Annotated in this window: 14 protein-coding genes and 1 pseudogene; 5 read left to right on the top strand and 10 right to left on the bottom strand. The window is 37.4% G+C overall.

The annotated features are described in order from the left end of the window. Nucleotides 1-30 precede the first annotated feature (30 nt). Nucleotides 31-1830, bottom strand: coding sequence for a fasciclin domain-containing protein (locus tag LVD15_RS07570; RefSeq protein WP_233779692.1), 1800 nt, complete (start codon nucleotides 1828-1830; stop codon nucleotides 31-33). Between the two features lie 185 nt (nucleotides 1831-2015). On the opposite strand from LVD15_RS07570, the gene LVD15_RS07565 reads away from it, so the two are divergent. Beyond that, nucleotides 2016-2912 carry an ABC transporter ATP-binding protein gene (locus LVD15_RS07565; RefSeq protein WP_233779691.1) on the top strand — a complete coding sequence of 299 codons (897 nt, stop codon included), beginning with the start codon at nucleotides 2016-2018 and terminating at the stop codon, nucleotides 2910-2912. Beyond that, a complete protein-coding gene (locus LVD15_RS07560) occupies nucleotides 2905-4455 on the top strand; it encodes an ABC transporter permease/substrate-binding protein (protein WP_233779690.1) in 1551 nt (516 codons plus the stop codon). Before LVD15_RS07565 ends, LVD15_RS07560 begins: the two co-directional genes overlap by 8 nt. Before the next feature lie 643 nt (nucleotides 4456-5098). Here LVD15_RS07560 and LVD15_RS07555 read toward each other — a convergent pair. Both LVD15_RS07555 and LVD15_RS07550 read right to left on the bottom strand, forming a co-directional pair. Beyond that, nucleotides 5099-6295: a hypothetical protein gene (locus LVD15_RS07555; protein ID WP_233779689.1), complete on the bottom strand. Its 1197-nt coding sequence runs from the start codon at nucleotides 6293-6295 to the stop codon at nucleotides 5099-5101. A 99-nt stretch (nucleotides 6296-6394) separates the two neighbouring features. Beyond that, complete coding sequence (locus LVD15_RS07550) at nucleotides 6395-8131, bottom strand: ABC transporter ATP-binding protein (protein WP_233779688.1); 1737 nt, start codon at nucleotides 8129-8131, stop codon at nucleotides 6395-6397. Nucleotides 8132-8259: 128 nt separating this feature from the next. On the opposite strand from LVD15_RS07550, the gene LVD15_RS07545 reads away from it, so the two are divergent. Both LVD15_RS07545 and LVD15_RS07540 read left to right on the top strand, forming a co-directional pair. Then, nucleotides 8260-10176 (top strand): rhomboid family intramembrane serine protease, encoded by a 1917-nt coding sequence (locus tag LVD15_RS07545; RefSeq protein WP_233779687.1) that lies wholly within the window; start codon nucleotides 8260-8262, stop codon nucleotides 10174-10176. Nucleotides 10177-10243: 67 nt separating this feature from the next. Further along, nucleotides 10244-10837 carry a YkgJ family cysteine cluster protein gene (locus tag LVD15_RS07540; protein ID WP_233779686.1) on the top strand — a complete coding sequence of 198 codons (594 nt, stop codon included), beginning with the start codon at nucleotides 10244-10246 and terminating at the stop codon, nucleotides 10835-10837. An 8-nt stretch (nucleotides 10838-10845) separates the two neighbouring features. Here the strand turns inward: LVD15_RS07540 and LVD15_RS07535 are convergent, their stop codons facing one another. Further along, a complete protein-coding gene (locus LVD15_RS07535) occupies nucleotides 10846-11034 on the bottom strand; it encodes a CPXCG motif-containing cysteine-rich protein (protein ID WP_233779685.1) in 189 nt (62 codons plus the stop codon). A gap of 62 nt (nucleotides 11035-11096) precedes the next feature. Here LVD15_RS07535 and LVD15_RS07530 point away from each other — a divergent pair, with 62 nt between their 5' ends. Continuing rightward, nucleotides 11097-12035 carry a D-2-hydroxyacid dehydrogenase gene (locus tag LVD15_RS07530; RefSeq protein WP_233779684.1) on the top strand — a complete coding sequence of 313 codons (939 nt, stop codon included), beginning with the start codon at nucleotides 11097-11099 and terminating at the stop codon, nucleotides 12033-12035. A 336-nt stretch (nucleotides 12036-12371) separates the two neighbouring features. Here the strand turns inward: LVD15_RS07530 and LVD15_RS07525 are convergent, their stop codons facing one another. From LVD15_RS07525 to LVD15_RS07505, 6 genes and pseudogenes are all read right to left on the bottom strand, one after another. After that, nucleotides 12372-12851, bottom strand: coding sequence for a uridine kinase family protein (locus LVD15_RS07525; RefSeq protein ID WP_233779683.1), 480 nt, complete (start codon nucleotides 12849-12851; stop codon nucleotides 12372-12374). 3 nt (nucleotides 12852-12854) lie between these two features. After that, nucleotides 12855-13259: a hypothetical protein gene (locus LVD15_RS27390; protein WP_441710584.1), complete on the bottom strand. Its 405-nt coding sequence runs from the start codon at nucleotides 13257-13259 to the stop codon at nucleotides 12855-12857. Between the two features lie 174 nt (nucleotides 13260-13433). Beyond that, nucleotides 13434-14605: pseudogene (locus LVD15_RS07520) on the bottom strand (AMP-dependent synthetase/ligase); the annotation flags it as partial. A 54-nt stretch (nucleotides 14606-14659) separates the two neighbouring features. Then, nucleotides 14660-16468, bottom strand: a complete 1809-nt coding sequence (locus LVD15_RS07515; RefSeq protein ID WP_233779682.1) for a tetratricopeptide repeat protein — start codon at nucleotides 16466-16468, stop codon at nucleotides 14660-14662. Between the two features lie 392 nt (nucleotides 16469-16860). After that, nucleotides 16861-18579, bottom strand: a complete 1719-nt coding sequence (locus LVD15_RS07510; protein ID WP_233779681.1) for an Ig-like domain-containing protein — start codon at nucleotides 18577-18579, stop codon at nucleotides 16861-16863. Next, nucleotides 18566-19462 carry a class I SAM-dependent methyltransferase gene (locus LVD15_RS07505; protein WP_233779680.1) on the bottom strand — a complete coding sequence of 299 codons (897 nt, stop codon included), beginning with the start codon at nucleotides 19460-19462 and terminating at the stop codon, nucleotides 18566-18568. Before LVD15_RS07505 ends, LVD15_RS07510 begins: the two co-directional genes overlap by 14 nt. Between the last annotated feature and the right edge of the window lie 6 nt (nucleotides 19463-19468).

The raw sequence follows: 19468 nt of genomic DNA, 5'->3' as shown, positions 1-19468 counted from the left end.
AATAACACCCTGTTCAAAATCATAAACTTTTTATAAATCGGCTGGTAATAACACCGCATCTATTACATGCACCACGCCATTGGTTCCCAACTGATCAGTAGAACTAACTACAGGATCAGCAAAATCAGGATCGTTATCTTGCAGGGTCACGGTACCATCAGTAATATCAATTGTAAAGCTGGCTCCTTCTGCCAAGGTGGTAGCTTCAAAGCCATCAGTGAGGTCAGAAGAAAATACTCTGTCACCAATTACATGATATAGCAGCACCATGGTTAAGGTTTCGTCATCCACCTCTTCAGGGCCACTTACGTTCAAGGCGGTATAAAGCGCTTGAATAGCTTCATTAGTAGGAGCAAACACGGTGAAAGGTCCATCTGATTGCAAGTCACCTACCAGTCCGGCTTCAGTAAGTGCGGCGGCCAAATCTGTAAAACCAGCGGCATTAGCTATACCCACCACATCCATAGTAGCTGGCATTAAAGTCCTACTGATTACATGCACCGTTCCATTATCATAATCCATAGGGCCATCAGCCGAAGCGGCCATAGTCACCCTGGAATTACCATTGATAAACACGCCATTCACATTATTGGTAAGATAAAAATCTCCATTTAAAGTGGCAACCGATGTAGCAAACATATCTGTGGTGACAGGTAAATCTTCAGCAAAAACTTCTGAACCCAAAACATGATATTGAAGAATAGGCACTAAGTCCTCTCCAGAAATTCCGTCTAAAGAAGTAATTCCTGCTGCTTCAAATGCATCATTATCAGGAGCAAATAAAGTGAAGTTCGCTTCAGAATCTATTAAAGTCTCTAATAGTCCGGCTTTAACTACAGCAGCAGTTAGTACAGAAAAATCATTATTGAAATACGCTGGCTCCACAATGGTATTAACAATACTCATTTCCATCTCGGGAACTAACACAGCGTCTATTACATGCACCACACCGTTACTAGCTTCTATATCAGCCATAGTTACGGTGGCATTATTTATCATAACATCCCCATCGATTGAAACTGTGATCATATCTTCATCACTCAATGCGGTGGCAGCCATTTGCCCATCAGTTAAGTCAGCCGACATAAGTGCTGAGTTAGCAATTACATGATATTGTAAAATTCTTTTAATCACATCTTCAGGCACATTATCTATATTATCCTGACCAATTACCTCTAAAAGTGATTCAAAAGCATCATTAGTAGGAGCAAAAACAGTATATGTTCCTTCACCATCCAGCATAGTTACCAGATCAGGGTAGTTAGATAGCACTGAAGCTAGCATGCTCAAATTGCTATTAGCCTGAGCGGTGGCCAGAATGGTTGGGGCCGGTGGCATAAGTACAGCGTTGATAGTGTGGATAACTCCGTTACTGGCTTCAACATCATACGGATCTACAATATCTGCTTCATCTACCATAAGCTCTGCGGCATCTATGGTTACAGAAGCACCATTGAGAGTTTCCACCTCACCACTGGAAAGGTCCGATGACACTATTCTGCCTGAAACAACATGGTAAAGTAATATCGCTTCAAGGTTTTCCACATCACCCACATTAGATGCGGTAATTCCTGCGGCAGCAAAGGCTTCATCAGTAGGTGCAAATACAGTAAAAGGACCTGTTGCCTCCAGATCATCTACCAAATCGGCTTCAGTAAGTGCAGCTGCAAGTGTATTATAACCATTGGCCACAGCCACGTCCACTATATTAGGTTCATCTGGTGTAACTCCCCCTCCATCGTCATCATCTCCACAGCTGGTGAGCAACAAACCAGGCACCAGCAGCATACCTGCCAGCACTAATTTTAAGTAGCTATTAAACATTTTCATGATTTTAATTTTTAAGGTGTTATGTATTAGATTAAAGATTTATGGTTTTAACCCACTTATCCTCTAACCTTCCTGACCCATTAGAATGAATGGAATAATACAAATACTGAAATGTATATTAGGCGGAGTGAATAGCTATAAATGTATTATGATTAACCTGTAATTATACTAGCTTTACTTACTGCATGATAGAAGTACAACATCTCTCTAAAATATATAATGGCCAAAAAGTGGTTGATGATGTTAGCTTTACCGTAGCTCAAGGCGAAGTGCTGGTACTGCTAGGCACCAGCGGCAGTGGAAAAACCACGACCTTGAAAATGATCAATCAGCTGGTGGAGAAATCTTCAGGTTCAGTATTCATTCATGGAAATAACACTAAAGATTATAAAGCTCATGAGCTACGCAGAAAGATTGGTTATGTTATACAGAGCATAGGCCTTTTTCCTCATTATAGTATTCAGGAAAACATAGCCACTGTGCCAGAACTACTGCAATGGCCCCAGCATAAAATTAATACCCGGGTAAAAGAATTATTAACTATGACTGGGCTACCAGAAAATATGGCAGCCAAAATGCCTCACGAACTTAGCGGTGGTCAACAACAGCGGGTAGGAATAGCCCGAGCACTGGCTGCTGATCCCGAAGTAATTTTACTAGACGAACCTTTTGGCGCCTTGGATCCTATCACACGTGCAGAATTACAGCAAGAATTTAAAAGCCTAAACAGTGACTTAAAAAAGGCTATGGTTTTAGTAACGCATGATGTGCTGGAAGCCGTAATTCTTGGTGATAAAATAGCGCTTATGGACAAAGGTACTATTCAACAGATAGGTACTCCGTCTCAACTGATCTTTAGTCCTGCAAATGATTTTGTAAAACAGTTTTTAGCTCAAAATCGGATGCAGCTGGAACTACATATCATTCGTTTACAAGATCTGGAAAAGTTTACTCCACTCAAGTTATCCACAAAGGCGGATCCTTTATGCACATTGGCAGCATATCTCAGTCAAAATGAAGATGATGAAATACTAAAAATCTATTTCACTTACCGAGATAAAATTATTAAGGCTTATGAATAGTATTGGGCAATTCATATCATTCATAGCCTCTCACCAGCAGGAACTTCTGGATCAGATCATAGAACATCTGAGTTTAACTTTACTCTCGTTAGCCATAGCCAGCTTCACTGGTATTTCATTAGGAATTTTGATAAGCAAAAATAAGCGACTTGCCACTCCGGTATTAGGGTTTGTAAATACCCTACAGACCATACCCAGCGTAGCTTTACTCGGGTTTCTTTTACCCTTGCTCGGTATAGGAGTTTTTCCGGCCATTGTAGCTTTGTTTTTATATGCCCTGCTCCCCATTGTTAGAAATACTTATACAGGTATAGTGGAAATAGATCCTGCCATAAAGGAGGCGGCCGTAGGAATGGGTATGTCTCCCAGGCAGGTTTTACTGAAAGTAGAAATCCCTTTAGCTATGCCCATCCTGTTTGCGGGTATCCGCACTGCCTTTGTAATTAATGTAGGAGTGGCCACGCTATGTTCACTCATTGCTGCCGGTGGTTTAGGTGAATTCATTTTCCGCGGTCTCAGCACTAATAATCAGTTTATGATTTTAGCTGGTGCCATACCCGCAGCGCTCATGGCACTAATTTTTGATGCCCTGATGGGTTTCATTCAGCACCATATCTATAAACTTATGAAACCTTTAATAATAGGGACAGCAGTCATTTTTGGGTTGGTTATTGGTTATCAGTTTTTAAGTGCGAATGATGAGCATAAGTTAATTGGTGGTTTTCCTTCAGAGTTTATCGAGCGTGGAGATGGTTATGTGGGTCTTAAAGCTGCTTATGATTTAGACCTGGAAGTAAAAGAAATGGAAATTGGCCTGATGTACCAAGCGGTGAAGAACAAAAATGTAGATGTGATAAGCGGATTTTCTACTGACGGCCGCATAGAAGCTTTCAACCTTGCAGTGCTTGAGGATGATAAAAACTACTTTCCTCCATACCATGCGGCGCCCGTGGTGCGAAAAGCCACTTTAGGAAAGTTTCCTGAGGTAAAAGAAGCATTAGATCAGCTTGCCAACAAAATCACCGATAAGGAAATGGCTAATATGAACTTCCTTGTCGATGAAAAAAAGATGGATATAGAAAAAATAGGTCGGGATTTTTTAGAAAAGAAAGGTTTTCAAATTTCAGCTTCAAAAACAGGAAAGCCCGACATAATCATAGGATCTAAAAATTTTACGGAAAGCTTTATTCTAGCTCATGTTTTTAAACTGATCATAGAAAGTTATACGCCCTATACCTGTGAACTCAGGTTAGGATTTGGTGGCACTAAGCTACTTTTTGATGCTCTTAACACAGGTGAAGTGGATATTTATCCTGAATACACCGGCACCGGTCTTTTGGTTATACTTAAGCCAGAAGATACTAAAGACATTCTATATGAAAAAGAGGCCGTTTATGAATTTGTGAAAAAGTCTTTTGTAGAAAAGTATCAAATTGAATGGCTACAGCCTTTAGGTTTCAATAATACTTTTGCACTCATGATGCGCCAGCAGCAAGCCGAAGAATTAGGCATTAAAAAGATTAGCGATCTTTCTAATTATTAACCTGGGTATAGGTTTTAATTATGTGTTTGATTTAGAGACATATAGAACTTAAAAGATTTCTCCTTATGTTGAAATGACTAATAGAATTGGTTTATACCTATAAGCCCATCCGGTCATATAGAGGCCTAACATTTGTTTCAACCGCACCAAGATTGGATTAAAAGGATACATCAATCTATTCTTGTAAGTAAGGCATTTCAAATACTAGTCCATTTGGATTATCTAGTTTTATGTTCCTTTTTGCAATCGATCAAAAAAGTAACAAAAAACTCTTTCTTGCTGTGAGGTCTTCCGACCAAAGAAGCATTTCATAGTTATGACCTGCCACTAAGGACTTGAGAAAAGCCTGCTTTTCAATATTATTTCACCTCACGACGGTACAGCAAGATGAAACCACTGCCGAGTCACACTGAGCCGCGTCGAAGTGTAGACGACCAGTTCTGATTCATGATTTAATTATGCATTAACTGTTTTTAACCTTTCATAAGACTTGTTATTTCCTTCACAGGCATTTTAAAAAATCTCAAGGATTCAGGCCTTATTAGAAGTTAGCCAGAAATTTAAAAGTTTTCTCCTTATGTCGTATTGACTACAGAGCGGTTTTGTAAAAGGTTATTATGTCTCCCTGATTTTTAATTACCAATTAAAACAAATGGTAGCCAAGGATAATATTTGTTGATTTATATTCTGATTCCCAGGGAATTGATACATCTCGTTGAGTACCGATTCTTGCCTCCATAGTAAACCTCTTGATTTTTACACCTAGTCCAGCAACGATGTAGTTATGATGTTCTGGTTTCATTTTTCTATCTGTATATTGGTTTTTATAATGAATATTCCCTCTATTAATTGGCACAACAGCATATTGTGCATTCAAAAATATGGTAGATGATGGAGTCAAGTAAAAGTTATAGCGCACACCCAATGGAATCTCTATGAATGAGTAATCCACCTCCATACCAGATTCACCTAGATTAGAAGATTGAAAACTTTTGTAGTTCGGTTCCAAAATTAGAGATACCTTTTCATTCCAAAATGGCAATATGAATTCAAGCTCGGCGCCTAATCTAAGCGTAATTTTATAGTCTGTCTCCATTGGCTCGTAATAAGAGACCTCACTTTTAACAGCCACCATATCATGACCCAATCCTACTCTTAGTCCAAGCTTAAAGAGATTTCTGCTTTTTCTTTGATAGACTGATGGCTGATCTGTACTTATGTCTGATTCTTCTTTTCCACATTGATTATAAATATTAAATAATTTTAAAAGATCCTTCTTATTATATCCCAGATTTTCTATCTGCTTATCCGTTATTTTCTCACAAGGAAGCTCGACCTTAATCTGTTGTTTATACTGCTGATTAGTACCTATTTCGTATTTGTCTATTTTGAAACTTTTAAATACTAATTGTCTAATGCTATCATTTTGCTGAGTAGAAAAGAAAAATCGTCTAAGATTACCATCCTGATATCCATACAGGTTGGCAGCACCCTCTACTAAAACCATCAGAAATAAAGTTTCCTTATTATTTTCTGGGGCTCTGGTTGAGCTCATCTCCTTAATTTCTTCTGAGGATCGATCAATGAGTACCGTTTGTCTGATGTATTTTGAATAATCACTTATCCCAAATTCTTGCACATCTTCAATTGTTGCCGTTTCAACCTGAGATTCTCTATCAAGTTTATAAGTGAAAGATGTTGGATTATTTTTCCAATCTTGATCTTTAATCAAACAATCAGTTCTTATATTTTGGTTATCAATAAAATAACCATTTACAAAATTAGTTTGTGCTTGTGCAGCACAAGTAATAAAGCACACTAGTAGACAAATAATTTTCATAGGTATATCTTTTAATTAAAATATTTTATTATAAAATATACCTTTTTAACTATTAATCCTATTTAGTAGTGTATTTTACACTTAATCTTTTTAAAATAATTATATCCTCGCTTGATAAGTATATAGTTCATGATAGCGGCCTTCTTGTTTTATAAGTTCATTATGCGTGCCTCTTTCTACAATATTTCCATTTTCTACTACTAAAATCTGATCGGCCTGTCGGATGGTACTGAGGCGGTGAGCTATGACAAAAGTGGTTCTTCCCTGCATCAGGTCTTTTAAGCTTTTTTGAATGTATGCTTCACTTTCCATATCCAAATTAGAAGTTGCTTCATCTAAAATCAATATTCTCGGATCAGCCAATATGGCTCGAGCTATGGCTATACGCTGCTGTTGGCCACCAGAAAGTTTTACCCCGCGCTCACCAATGACTGTTTCGAGGCCCTCTTCAAAACGATCAGTAAATTCATTAACATGTGCTGCTTTTACAGCATGTAATAGTTGTGCCTCAGTAGCATCGGGCCGTGGAAAAAGTATGTTTTCTCTGATAGTACCTTCAAAAAGAAAATCATTTTGTAAAACTACTCCGAGTTTACTTCTATAGCTTTCCAAAGATACTTTTGAAAGATCGGTTCCGTCTACAGTGATAGTACCAGCTTTAGGATTTAAAAATGATGCTGCCAAACCGGCTATGGTAGACTTACCAGAACCAGAAGTACCCACCAGTGCGGTTACACTACCAGCGGGAGCATCAAAAGAAACTCCTTTTATCACTTTTTTACCTTCTTCATAAGCAAACTCTACCTTGTCAAAATGAATATGACCTTCTACATTTTCCAATTTTTCCGTTCGCTGTAAATCATCATTTTCCAAAGGCTCGTTTAAAATGTCTTCTGTTCTGTCCAGCCCGGCAAAAGCTTCAGTCAGCTGACTACCAATATTACTCATCTGTATTATAGGTGCAATCATAAAGCCCAAGTACAAAGTGAAAGCCAGAAAATCTCCCGTGCTAAGCTCATCATTCATCATCATATATCCGCCAATACCCATTATACCTGCTGTGGCCAGGCCCAGCAAAAAGGTAGATGAACTAGTCATGATACTGGTAGAAGTGAGGCTTTTCTTCACGTTAAGAAAAAGTCTGGTTACCCCCTTTTCAAAAGTTTCAATTTCATGTTGCTCTGCATTAAACCCTTTAATCACTCTTATCCCGCCCAGGGTTTCGGTAAGTCTGCCAGTTACTTCAGCATTAATTTTTCCTCGTTCGCGAAATATAGGACGTATATAACCAAAGGCCTTTAGTGAAATCAGTCCGAAAATAACTACTGGTACTAACACATACAGGGTCATCATAGGACTGATGGTAATTAAAATTCCCAGACAAATTATAGAAGTAAGTATGCCTCCAAATAACTGGGCCAATCCGGTACCCACAATATTCCTCACCCCTTCTACGTCAGTCATTATTCTGGAAACCAGTTCACCTGTTTTAGTATTATCAAAATACCTTATCGGCAATTTTATAATATGACTTTGCACTTTAAGCCGCAGTTGGGCTATCAAGTTTTGGGCTTCTACACTTAAAATCTGCGTAAGTAAAAATGAAGTAACGGCCTGCACTAATATGGCTAGTACTACTACACCTATGAGCAGCTTTAGATTATCAATATTATTATCAGGAATAACATTGTCTAACAAAAACTTACTAGAGCCTGGCAGCACCAGACCAGCTATCCTACTTATAAATACTAATAGTAAACCTAATAACAACTGGTATTTTCTTGGCCATACTATCGTTTTGAATACATGACTTATAGTTACTTTGCTTTTGCTCATGTGCTTTGATACGTAAAATGTGTATAGTAGATGTGAATTCTACTGAAAAGAAACATTGTGATCTTTAATTTGCAAAACATTTATAAGTGCACGACCTTTTATTCGACTAAATTTAGTTTATCCACAATATGATACTTACTTCTCGCTCCGGAAAGCCCATACCAGTATTTACCAGCATAATTATAGCCATTAATGTACTTGTGTTTATAGCACAATGGCTTCTGGAGGATGATCAAAGTAACATTATCACTATGATTTCATGGGGCGCTAATTTTTCTCCTTACACTTTAGGTAGTGACTGGTGGCGCATATTTACCAGTGCTTTTCTTCATTTCGGAGCTTTGCATCTGGTTATGAATATGGTGGCTTTGTACAGTTTGGGCAGAGCAGTAGAAGTGCAAACGGGTAGTTTAATTTTTTGCGTAGTCTATATTATTAGTGCTCTATTTGCTGGCGTAGCCAGCCTTTTTTGGAATTTGTACGTGGTGAGTGCCGGTGCCAGTGGTGCCATATTTGGTCTCTATGGTTTTGAAATTGCTATCATGGTTTTAATCCATTGGAGAAATAGACAAAAGCTGCGAGCAATTATTGTGCAGTTTGTTATCTACATAGTTATCATCACTCTGATGGGCAACGCGTTTCATTTTGATAATGCCGCTCATTTCGGTGGTATGATAGCCGGTATTATTTTGGCCCTGTTTTATGCTTACAGCATGTACCGCAGAAAAATCAATTATTTCTGGATTACCGGAGTAACATTAACATTCCTTGGTTTTGCTTATTTCATGTTGTTGCCAAGAGCCAAAAAAGAATATTTTGATGTTTTTCAACAATTAGTAAAAACCGAGAGGCAGAGTAACAATATCATGAATGGCGAATATGCTTCTGATGCGGTTTTTATTAAAGACTTAAAAGAGTTTTATCCACATTGGGACAGCCTGTTGTGGAAAATGGATAGTCTTACCAACTTACCCACTGCACTTATGGGTGATTATGATCAGATAAAAACCTATAGTCATAGCAAAGCCAGCGAGATGGATTTTATGATTAAAATGATTGAAAAAGAATCATACGTGTATTTCGACAGTCTTGACATCATCCGATCAAAAATGAATCTGGATCTTGAATACCCTTTGGCTATGGAGTCAGTGGCTGATGAAGTTCCGGAAACTACTAACTTACCAGTACCTCAATCTTGTGGCAGCATGACAAGGCAGTATTATGACAGTAACTGGCATGAGACTATGGCCATGAATGCCAGTTATTATAGACTAGGTTATCAAGATAGTTTAGGAAAATGGAACGGACCGGTAAGAGATTATTTTCTTGATGGTGGCATACAGATGAAAGGTACTTATAAAAATGATTTGAAAAATGGCGTTTTCCTTTATTATACTAAAGACAGCACTTACTCTGCCGCGGGTCGATATGATAATGAAGAGCGAATAGGCAAATGGGAAGAATTCCATGAAAATGGTAAAATGGCTCAAGAAGTTAGATATTCTGACCGTGCCTATCTAATCAATGCCTGGGATGAAAATCAAAAACCTCAGGTAGAGAACGGATTTGGAAATATTGTAAAGCAATATGAAAACGGAACCGTTGCCTCCTACAAACATTTTAGTGATGGACTTCAAGATAGTGTTAGCTACGGTTTTTATGAAAATGGTGAACCCTATTTCAAAGAATATTATGAAAGTGGCCGATTAATGAAAGGAATCGCATATGACAAAAAAGGTCAACTTTTTAATTATGATTTCAGCACTTACATACCACATCCGGAAGGAGGAAGGGAACAGTTTCAAACCTATGTAGAAAAATCATTATTACAGTATCCTCATTTGCAAGGTAAAGGAACTGTAGCCTTAATTTTTGATATAGATACGGAAGGTAAAATATATAATGTGCGCATTTATAAAAGTGATGATGCAGATTTACATGTTACAGCTATCAATATTTTGAAAGGTGGACCGCGCTGGATACCGGCTAAAGAACATGGTATTCATTCTGTAATTTCTCAGGGCTATCAGACCATTAATTTTTAAGAAATTTTTCTGAGGATTTAAGAATTAATATTTCTGCTCTTTACTAATTTCACACCGTTTTTTACGGATGTCAATTTATCGTAAAGTTCAGGCTGTAGAACGGGTTTTCTCCAACCTGGAAAAGGAACTGGCTGCCTTTAAAAATGCTACCGGACTGCACTGTATTTCAGGTTGCGGACTGTGTTGCAAAAAGCCAGATATTTCAGCTAGTCCGCTGGAGTTTTTACCATTGGCCTATTCACTTTTTAAAGAAGATCTGGCTTACCAATGGCTGGAAGAATTACAAGCTTCTGGCAGTGAACCTATTTGCAAAATTTTCAGACCACTGCTAACGGATGGTGATACCGGTTTTTGTAGTAATTATAAATACCGTGGCCTTATTTGCAGGCTTTTTGGTTATTCTGCCATGCTAGATAAACAAGGCACACCGCAATTAGTAACGTGCAAAACTATAAAAACGGAGCTACCACAGGCAGTACTAACTGCTCAGCAACATATTGCGGAAGGGAAAAAAACACCTGTAATGCGCAATTATTATTTTCAGCTTAGATCTATTGACTCTGAATTAGGGCAAAATTTAATGCCTATAAACCAAGCCATTTTGGAAGCGCTGAAAATAGTACTTAGCTACTATGCTTACCGCAAACCCAGAAGAGCATAAATCAAGGGCTATTGCTCTATAGAGCGGGCAGAAAATGAAATAATAATTTCATTTTCAAATTCGTAATTAATCTGAATAGGATTGCAACACACTTCACAATCTTCAATGTACTGTTGCTTTCTCACTGAAACATCCAGAAACATAGAAATGGTTTCTCCACAGTAAGGGCAAGTGAAAAAATGTTCTTGTTCGAGCATAATTAATAAACAGGAAACAAAAGCATTGGGTTATAAACATATTCAATGCTTATCTTTCCATTATGAATATTGTAGTTTTAGATAGCTTTACCATTAATGCCTTTACGGAATATTGGGAGCCTTTTAAAGATTTAGGAAGTCTTACCCTTTATGAAAAATCACATCAGGATGAGATAGTGGAACGTGCCAAAAATGCTGATGCCGTAATTCTTAACAAATGTAGAATGACAGGTGTAATTATAGAGCAACTTCCTCAGTTGAAATATATTGGCCTTACCGGCACAGGCTTTGATCATGTAGATTTAGTAGCAGCAAAAAAGCATAATGTTACAGTTACTAATGCTCCGGGCTATGGTGTAGTATCCATTGCTCAGCATACTTTTGGTTTATTACTACAGCTCACTAACCGAATTACCGCCGAGCACAAAAACCTGGAATGGGTGCGCGATACTAACTTTAGTTATTACACTAATCCTATGGTAGAGTTGCACGGCAAGACCATAGGAATACTTGGCTGGGGCGCCACGGGAAAAGAAGTAGCAAAAATTGCCAGTGGTTTTGGTATGCAAGTGCTCATTCATTCAAAACATGCAACGGAAACCAGTATTGGTACTCTGGTAAATATTGAAAAATTGTTTAGCGAAAGCGATGTGGTGTCCATACATGTATCTCTAAAACAAGAGACTACAAATTTGGTCAATGAAAGTTTACTAAAGTTAATGAAACCTTCGGCCTATCTTATCAACACTAGCCGGGGGGCAGTAATAAATGAAAAGGATCTGGTAAAAGCGCTTAACCAAAATCAATTAGCCGGAGCCGGTTTAGATGTGCTTACCCAAGAACCACCTACTGAAAATGATCCTTTGCTTACCGCGAAAAATTGTATAATCACCCCTCATATTAGTTGGATGACTGCAGAAGCACAACATCGATTACAAGAAATAGTACTTAACAACCTGAAACTATTTATGAGTGGAAATCCTATTCATGTGGTGAGTTAACTATGGAAAGATTTCAATAGGCGTACCCACATTTACTTGTTGATAAAGTTCTTCTATCTCTTGGTTGGTAAATGCAATTTAGACTATAAGAATTCGGACAATCTTCTCAACTAAACCCTTGACCAATTCCTATGCTGCCAGTTATATGTCATGAGCCGATTATTTAAGCTAATCGGCTCAAATATAGCAAAATTATGAGCCGATTAGAAGGTCTAATTGGCTCATTGTTGTTTTGAAAGTGTCTTGGTAAGAATTATTGAATGCCCAATTACGCTTATAATTTATACTTTTAGTAAATAAAAATGATAGCGATTTTGGAAAAAGCCATTCCACAAATTAATTGCAGATTTGAGTTAAATCGAAATGCTCATTTTCTTTAATCAAAATGTAATCATTCATATCCTGTGGTCGGCCAAATTGTTGATAACTTTCCCAAATATGCTCAATAAACCACTCTGGTTCGGGTCCCCAGCGGTTATCCACACGTTTTCGAGCTAAAAATGTGGATTTCTCCACTTCCATAAGAATTTTCTTATCAAACATGTTTTTGAGCTCGGAATTAAAGAACACGAGAATGCCCTCTACTATAACATTACCAGAGTCAACATTTTTTATGGCCTGTATAAGGCCTTCATAATCCATGGCTTCCGGATGATCCCAATCCAAACGACCGTTGATAAGTGGAACTTCACTTTCAGATTTCACATAATCATCTTGATGAAAGAGATGGGTGCTTTCTACACCCAAATGCTCAGCCAGATTTTTGGAAAGAGTAGTTTTTCCGGCTCTGCTTAATCCACCGATTCCGATAATCATTTTTTAATTATAAATGCTGTCAATAACAGACTGATAATTTTTAATAATGATTTTTCTTTTCAGACTAAGCTTGGGAGTAACTTCTCCATTCTCGATGGTCCAGTGCTGCGGTAGCAGCCGGAATTTTTTTATTTTTTCGTATTGAGCGAAAGATTCATTGAGTCCTGCCACTTCTCGCTCATACTTATCCACAACTTGTGGATTACTTATCATTTCACTGTCAGTGGTATAAGCCAAATCATGAAGTTCGCACCAGGTTCTTAGTTTTTCGAAGTTAGGAACTATCAGTGCGCCAGGGAATTTCTGCCCTTCACCTACTATCATAATCTGATCTATCAATAATGATTCGGCAAATTTATTTTCTAACGCTTGTGGTGCAATATACTTTCCACCACTGGTTTTGAACATTTCCTTTTTCCTATCAGTGATTTTTAAATAATGGTTATCCACCATTTCACCAATATCACCAGTATGAAACCAACCGTCTCCATCAATCACTTCATCTGTAAGATCCTGACGTTTGTAGTAGCCCATCATCACGTTGTCACCTTTCACGAGTACTTCGCCGTCATTCGCTATTTTTACTTGTATTCCTTCTAGCAACGGACCTACACAACCGACCTTAAGATCATCAATAAGGCTGAAGCTTATACCGGGAGAAGTTTCTGTAAGGCCGTAGGCCTCGAGCACTTTTATCTGAGCAGCCCAGAAAATGTTAGCAAGTCTCGGCTGCAGGGCCGCGCCGCCAGAAACAATAAATTCTACTCTGCCACCAAGAGCTTCTCGCCATTTGCTGAAAATGATTTTGTTTGCCAAGGCAAGTTGTAAGTTATACACAAATCCTTTGGGCTTATTCAAATCATATTTCTTGGCTAGGTTAAGTGCCCAGAAGAAAAGGCCTTTTTTAATTCCTTTAAGCTCATATCCTGTTACCAGAATTTTTTCATAAACCTTTTCTAACAGCCTGGGAACGGTAGCAAAAAGTGAGGCTTTACCTCCCTCATATTTTCCGCAATAGTGTCCATACTCTCGGCGTAGTAAATTGACGCTCCCATCTGTAGGTATACATACAGCGCTGTGCGCTCAAAGATGTGGCTTAGAGGAAGAAAACTGAGAACCGTGTGTTCGGGTCCACCCATAGCAAAAGCTTTCGTTACAGCGCCTGCATTTGAGATAATATTTTTATGAGAAAGCATCACCCCCTTAGGATTACCTGTAGTACCCGAAGTATAGATGATCGTAGCAAGATCTTCGTACTCAATTTGAGCTCTTAAGGCTTCAATGCTTGAGTGATCAATTTCTTCAACAAGTAGATTAGTCCAGGCATACTCATCTGACCGACGTTCGAAACTATAAAGAGACAGCTCATGGTCTACAAGAGTTACTGTCTTTTCCAGTTTGGCGAACAGGTTAGCATCTCCGGAAAATACTATTTTAACTTCAGCATCATTTACGATGTAGGCATAATCTTCAGCCGTAGAGTTTGGATACATGGGTACATTGATGGCACCAATTTGAGAAATGGCAAAATCAACGATGACCCATTCAGGTCGGTTAAGTGATACCAACCCAATTTTATCTCCTGGCTTAATCCCTGCTTTTAGCAGACCAGTACTGAGCTGATTACCAATTTTTATGGCTTCCTCGGTGGAAAATTGTTTCCACTGATTATCTATTTTATGTGCAAGTGATACCTGTTGCGGTCTGTCTTCATTTTGAAACAGAAGTACATCAAACAGTCTGCGTATATTCATTTTCTTCCAACTTCTTATTTTGACTTACAAATATTCATGCTTTCCTAAAGCACTTTACATATTGAAATCTCCACGTAACTGCCTATAGCGCTTTCTAGCTTCAGCTACATATACACTGCCCGGATAGCGGGTGAGAAAATCACGATAGATTTCCATCGCCTTTTCTTTATCATTCAGTTGTTTGTCATAAATATCTCCCATGGTAAAGTAGGCATCATCACTGAGGATATCATAATCATATTCATCTACTATTTTTTTCAGTAAACGAATGGACTCTTCAAAGTCTCCTCTCTTTTTGTAAATATCTGCCTCCAGCCACAGTAGTTCGTCAGACAAACTATGACGAGAAAATTCTTTGCGCATTTGCTTAATGGCTACCAAAGCACTATCCGTTTTATTTTGGTAAAGCATTTGTTCAATAGCGGCGTATTTTTTCATCGCTGTTTCCGTGCTGTCCAAAGCTACGTTATCTTTTATCAAAATACTTAATGCCATAGCATCATTTGCTATCTCACGTGTGGTAGCTTGTTTCAAAATATCGAGATGCTCTTGTGCTAGCTGAAAATTTCCTTTGTAGTAAGAGAGCTTGGCATTTTTCAATTTGGCTTCATAACCAAGCGGCTCGTTTTTATTAGATTTTTCTACTTGAGAATAGAGCAATGTTGATTCCCACGGTTCGCCAGTAAGAATATAAATATCTCCCAGGTCTAGCTTAGATTGAGATTTTAGCTCGCTAGTAGCCTTAGGGTTTTCAATAACTTTTTTTAAAATAGCAATGGCCGAATCTTTCTGATCCAGATAAAAAGCATGGAGTAAAGCTTTGTTTCTAAGAGCCTCCAAAGTATTTCTGTTTATCCCCATTTCACTCACAAAGATGTCATAATCCTTTATCAGAATTTTTATTTCTTCTTTATCAACAGGGAAAGTGTTTTTAACTTTCTTCTCATAGGCTTTTATCAAATACATACGAGCTAGCAAATAGTTATAAGTTTCAGGATAAGTTTTAATGATGTATGAAAAAACCTTAATGGCCGTTTCGTAATCATTATTGTCCAGAGCTATATGGCCAATGTTCATACTCCTACTCCCTTCGGCCTTCATTCGTTTATCTATTGCTCGAGCCTGAATAAAAGCACCATAGAAATTCTTCTGCTGTAAGTTTACCCAAATAAGCAATTCTCCATAAATCTGACTGTCAGGCTCATCTTGTATTTTCTGATAAAGCAGATTTTCCAGACTTTCAAGTTCTTCCGGCTCTACCAGTAAGTTTTGCAAAGTGTTTTTCACATAACTTAAGTTGGCCGGGTTTTGAGTAACATACTTGAGATACTCTTCCACCATCTTGTCCTTCTCATTGGCTACCCGATAAACATTGGCAAGTTCCAGAGCATAAAGGTTATCATTATGCATGGCCTTGCGTGCTTGCTCCAAAGTTTCTGCAGCTAAAGCGGTAAACTGTTTATTCACAAAATAACTGGCCACGGTTTGCACCAGGTAGTTGTCATCTTTTATGTCATTTATAATTTGGCGAAAGTGCTTATTAGTTTTTTCTTCATTTCCCTGACTTTCATAAATGAGGCCTTCGTCTAACCTGTAATACACATTGTTTGGAAAACGCTTGGTAAGGCCGCGCAAATATTTCTGAGCCTCGTCATATTTTTTCATCTCCAGCAGGAGATGGAAATAGTTATTGTGGATAAGTGGAATATTAGCCATCTGCCGCGAAAGGTCTTCGTACATGCTTAAAGCTTTTTCAGTTTCACCTTTAGTGAAATATTCATTGGCCAACTGTACTTCATCAAATTTTTGTGCTTGCACAAAAACAGATAAAGTAAGAAATGTAAGAAGGATCAAAATTTTCATCTCGCTCATGTTATTCACACTGTTCACACTCTATATTTTATATAATATATATTTATTTAAAATTATTATTATCTATTAAGATGTGGATACGTGGATAAGTATTAAAAATATAGTTTGCATAAAACATTTGTTTATTAAATCTGAACTTGTCCATAGTTTATCCACAGCTAGTTTCTATATAATTTACTGTAAAACAATCATTTATAAAATGTCCACAGAATAAATGTGTCTTTGTGGATAAAATAAAATCTTTGTGTTGATTGTGGATTTCTGATGGTATAAATGTGAGTTGTTCTCCGCCATCCACACAAAATACTGAAATTTGGTGTGAATTCTCATTTGCCCACAATATGTTCTCAGCTGTCCACATAAGTTATCTACACTTATCCACATTAAAATGATATCTCACAGGGGCCATAAACCCAGTTAGCTCTTAAAGGAAACTGCTCTTTTCCTTCTGATGATTTATAGAATATAACAGGTTCTGGTTCTTCGTCTTTAGTAATGTTACCTGCTTCCCATACACCATTCTGATTTACATCTACCAATACACGTAGTTTATGGTCTCCTGGCTTTACGTATTTAAATTCAAAGTCCTTAGCATTCACGCGCTCCTGAAGTACCTTATTTTGAGTGTCTAATAACTGAACAATAAAACTATTGGCTTCAGTTTCTATTTTCACTACTACTGTGGCTAATTGATCTGGTTTGTTGAAACTCAGGTTAGACTGTACATTACTACTACTGTCGTTCTCGATTGATATAAACGTGCCCTTAGCCGATCTAAAGAATGGCCTTGGATCAGGAGCTTTATTTGCTTTAGTTGTATCCGATTCAGTCGGTGACGATTGTTTAGAATATAACTCAGATGCTGTTACGTTTTTGGTGTCTTCTACTACAAACAATTCTGGATTGATATTATAGTTGATCTCTAGTTCTGTCTTGTGTTTGTTCCACGTGAATTGATCTTCTTTAAAGAAAACGATGTTTGCAGAATCTAGAAACAAGTATATGCTGTCTGTATTTATTTGTGCTATAGGCTTGGTGAAATTAAATGTAGCTTTGAATTTAGGATCAATAGATAATACATTCTCAAGTTTACTTTCTGATTTGAATTCATTAGGCGACCTGTTAGTCTCTTCAAACTTGGCATATACACTGTTGATAATGGTGCTGCCTGTGGTATCAGTAGCAGTAATAATTACTTGCAAGCTATCCTTGTTGAAGTTATGATAAAGCTCAATTGTGTTAGGATCAGAGGCACTGATATTACTAAACATAGTTCCCATGCTGTCTGCTCTAACTATAGAATAATCATCAATGTATTTGTTGTATTTCACATTGAATGTGGTTCCTGATTGTCTGGCACTTTGAAATTCGAACGGTCTAACATCCATTGGTAATATTGGAATGTCTATTTCCGTAAGATTGGTATCAAGAGGAATGAGTGCAGATCTAAAACCATGTGCTTCAGTTTTGCTATCGAGCATTAGGTTTTTGTTCTTATCATTTAAAGCATAGATCTTATACAGACCATTCTTTAAGTTATTGAATTTATAATTACCTTCTTCATCAGTCTTAGTTAAATAGATTGGTGGTCCGTTAAAAACATCAACTGTGTCTTGAGAATCATAAAGAGATACAGTAATATCCTTGGCAGGTGTATTATTCATTAAATTAGTAACCTTACCTGAGATGGAAAGAGAGTCTAAATAGCTTCCTGTACTAAAGGCTAGAATTAAATTATCTGTAGGATTACCTTCTGTTATATCTTTTATGCCTTCTCTAAAGGTTAATGAATAGGTGGTACTATCTTTTAGTGGTTCTTCAAATTCTATAATTACTCTGTTCTTTTTGTATTTGAAGGTGTATTCCTGATCTACTCTGGGCGTAATGAGTATCTGTTCTTTAGGATTATCAGTTTTAACAAATTCATTGAATTCAAGTATGATCTCATCTCCTTTAAAATTCACCTCTCCCTGAGCAGGATTAGATGATACTAGTTCTGGTGGTTCTTCATCTTTAGGTCCACCAGTAGGTGATGTCTGATTAGCACAAGACCATATGCAAAGAGTAGTAAGTAGTATAATTAAAAAATTAATTGGCTTCATTAAGGTGTTCAATTATATATATTAAACTTGAGTAGTTGTTTGAATTTTTACGTGCGTATTGGTTCGATTTCAGTCCAGAAATGAAAGCTTTTGGATATTTCTCAATACTCGATCCTTTATAGGTTTCACTTAAAATGGAAACATAATAAGAATCTAATTTCATCGGTTTTACTTCTTTTACATGCAATGAATGTTTTTCCATAAGTCTTACCATGCTCTTCTGATCGAAGTGATAGAGATGTCTTGGAACATCATAGGCCGCCCACTTGTCTTTATACTTCTGAGCATCGTGAGATTCATGATTAGGAACAGCAACAATAAAAGTACCAGTTTGAGCTAGTCTTGTTTTAATGAAGCTTAAGTAATCATTAAGATCAGGAACATGTTCTAACACATGCCACATAGAAATGATATCGAATTGTTTATCCGGTAGTTCTTGGATTGCGGTGTATACCTTTAATTCTTGTGCAGTAGCTATGCTTCTGGCACTATCATCAGGCTCTACTCCTGTTGTATTCCAATCAGCATCTTTACAGGTTTTAAGGAAATGACCAGTACCACAACCCAGGTCTAGTAAACTGCCCTTGTTTGATTGTAAACTATTCACCAAAGAGAGCTTATTCTTGAGCGTGTAATTCCTGGCGACCCTATATATGGAGTTTACTAGATTATTAGATTTATTACTATGTGATATGTATTCTTCCGATTTATAATACTTACCTAGATCTTTAGGGAATGGTCTTGGATTGGTAAACAGAAAATTACAGTTACTACATTCTACTATATTAAAAGATTCCTGACTTACCGTATAATCTTTGCAAGTCAGGAATTGATTATAATTACTCTCACCGCATACTGGGCAGTGATCAAGTGTTTCTAACATGTTTTT

The sequence above is a fragment of the Fulvivirga maritima genome, assembly GCF_021389955.1.
In the GTDB taxonomy this organism is placed as follows: Bacteria; Bacteroidota; Bacteroidia; order Cytophagales; family Cyclobacteriaceae; genus Fulvivirga; species Fulvivirga maritima.
The sequence above is the reverse complement of the archived record's forward strand: the minus strand, read 5'-3'. Positions and strand labels throughout refer to the sequence as shown.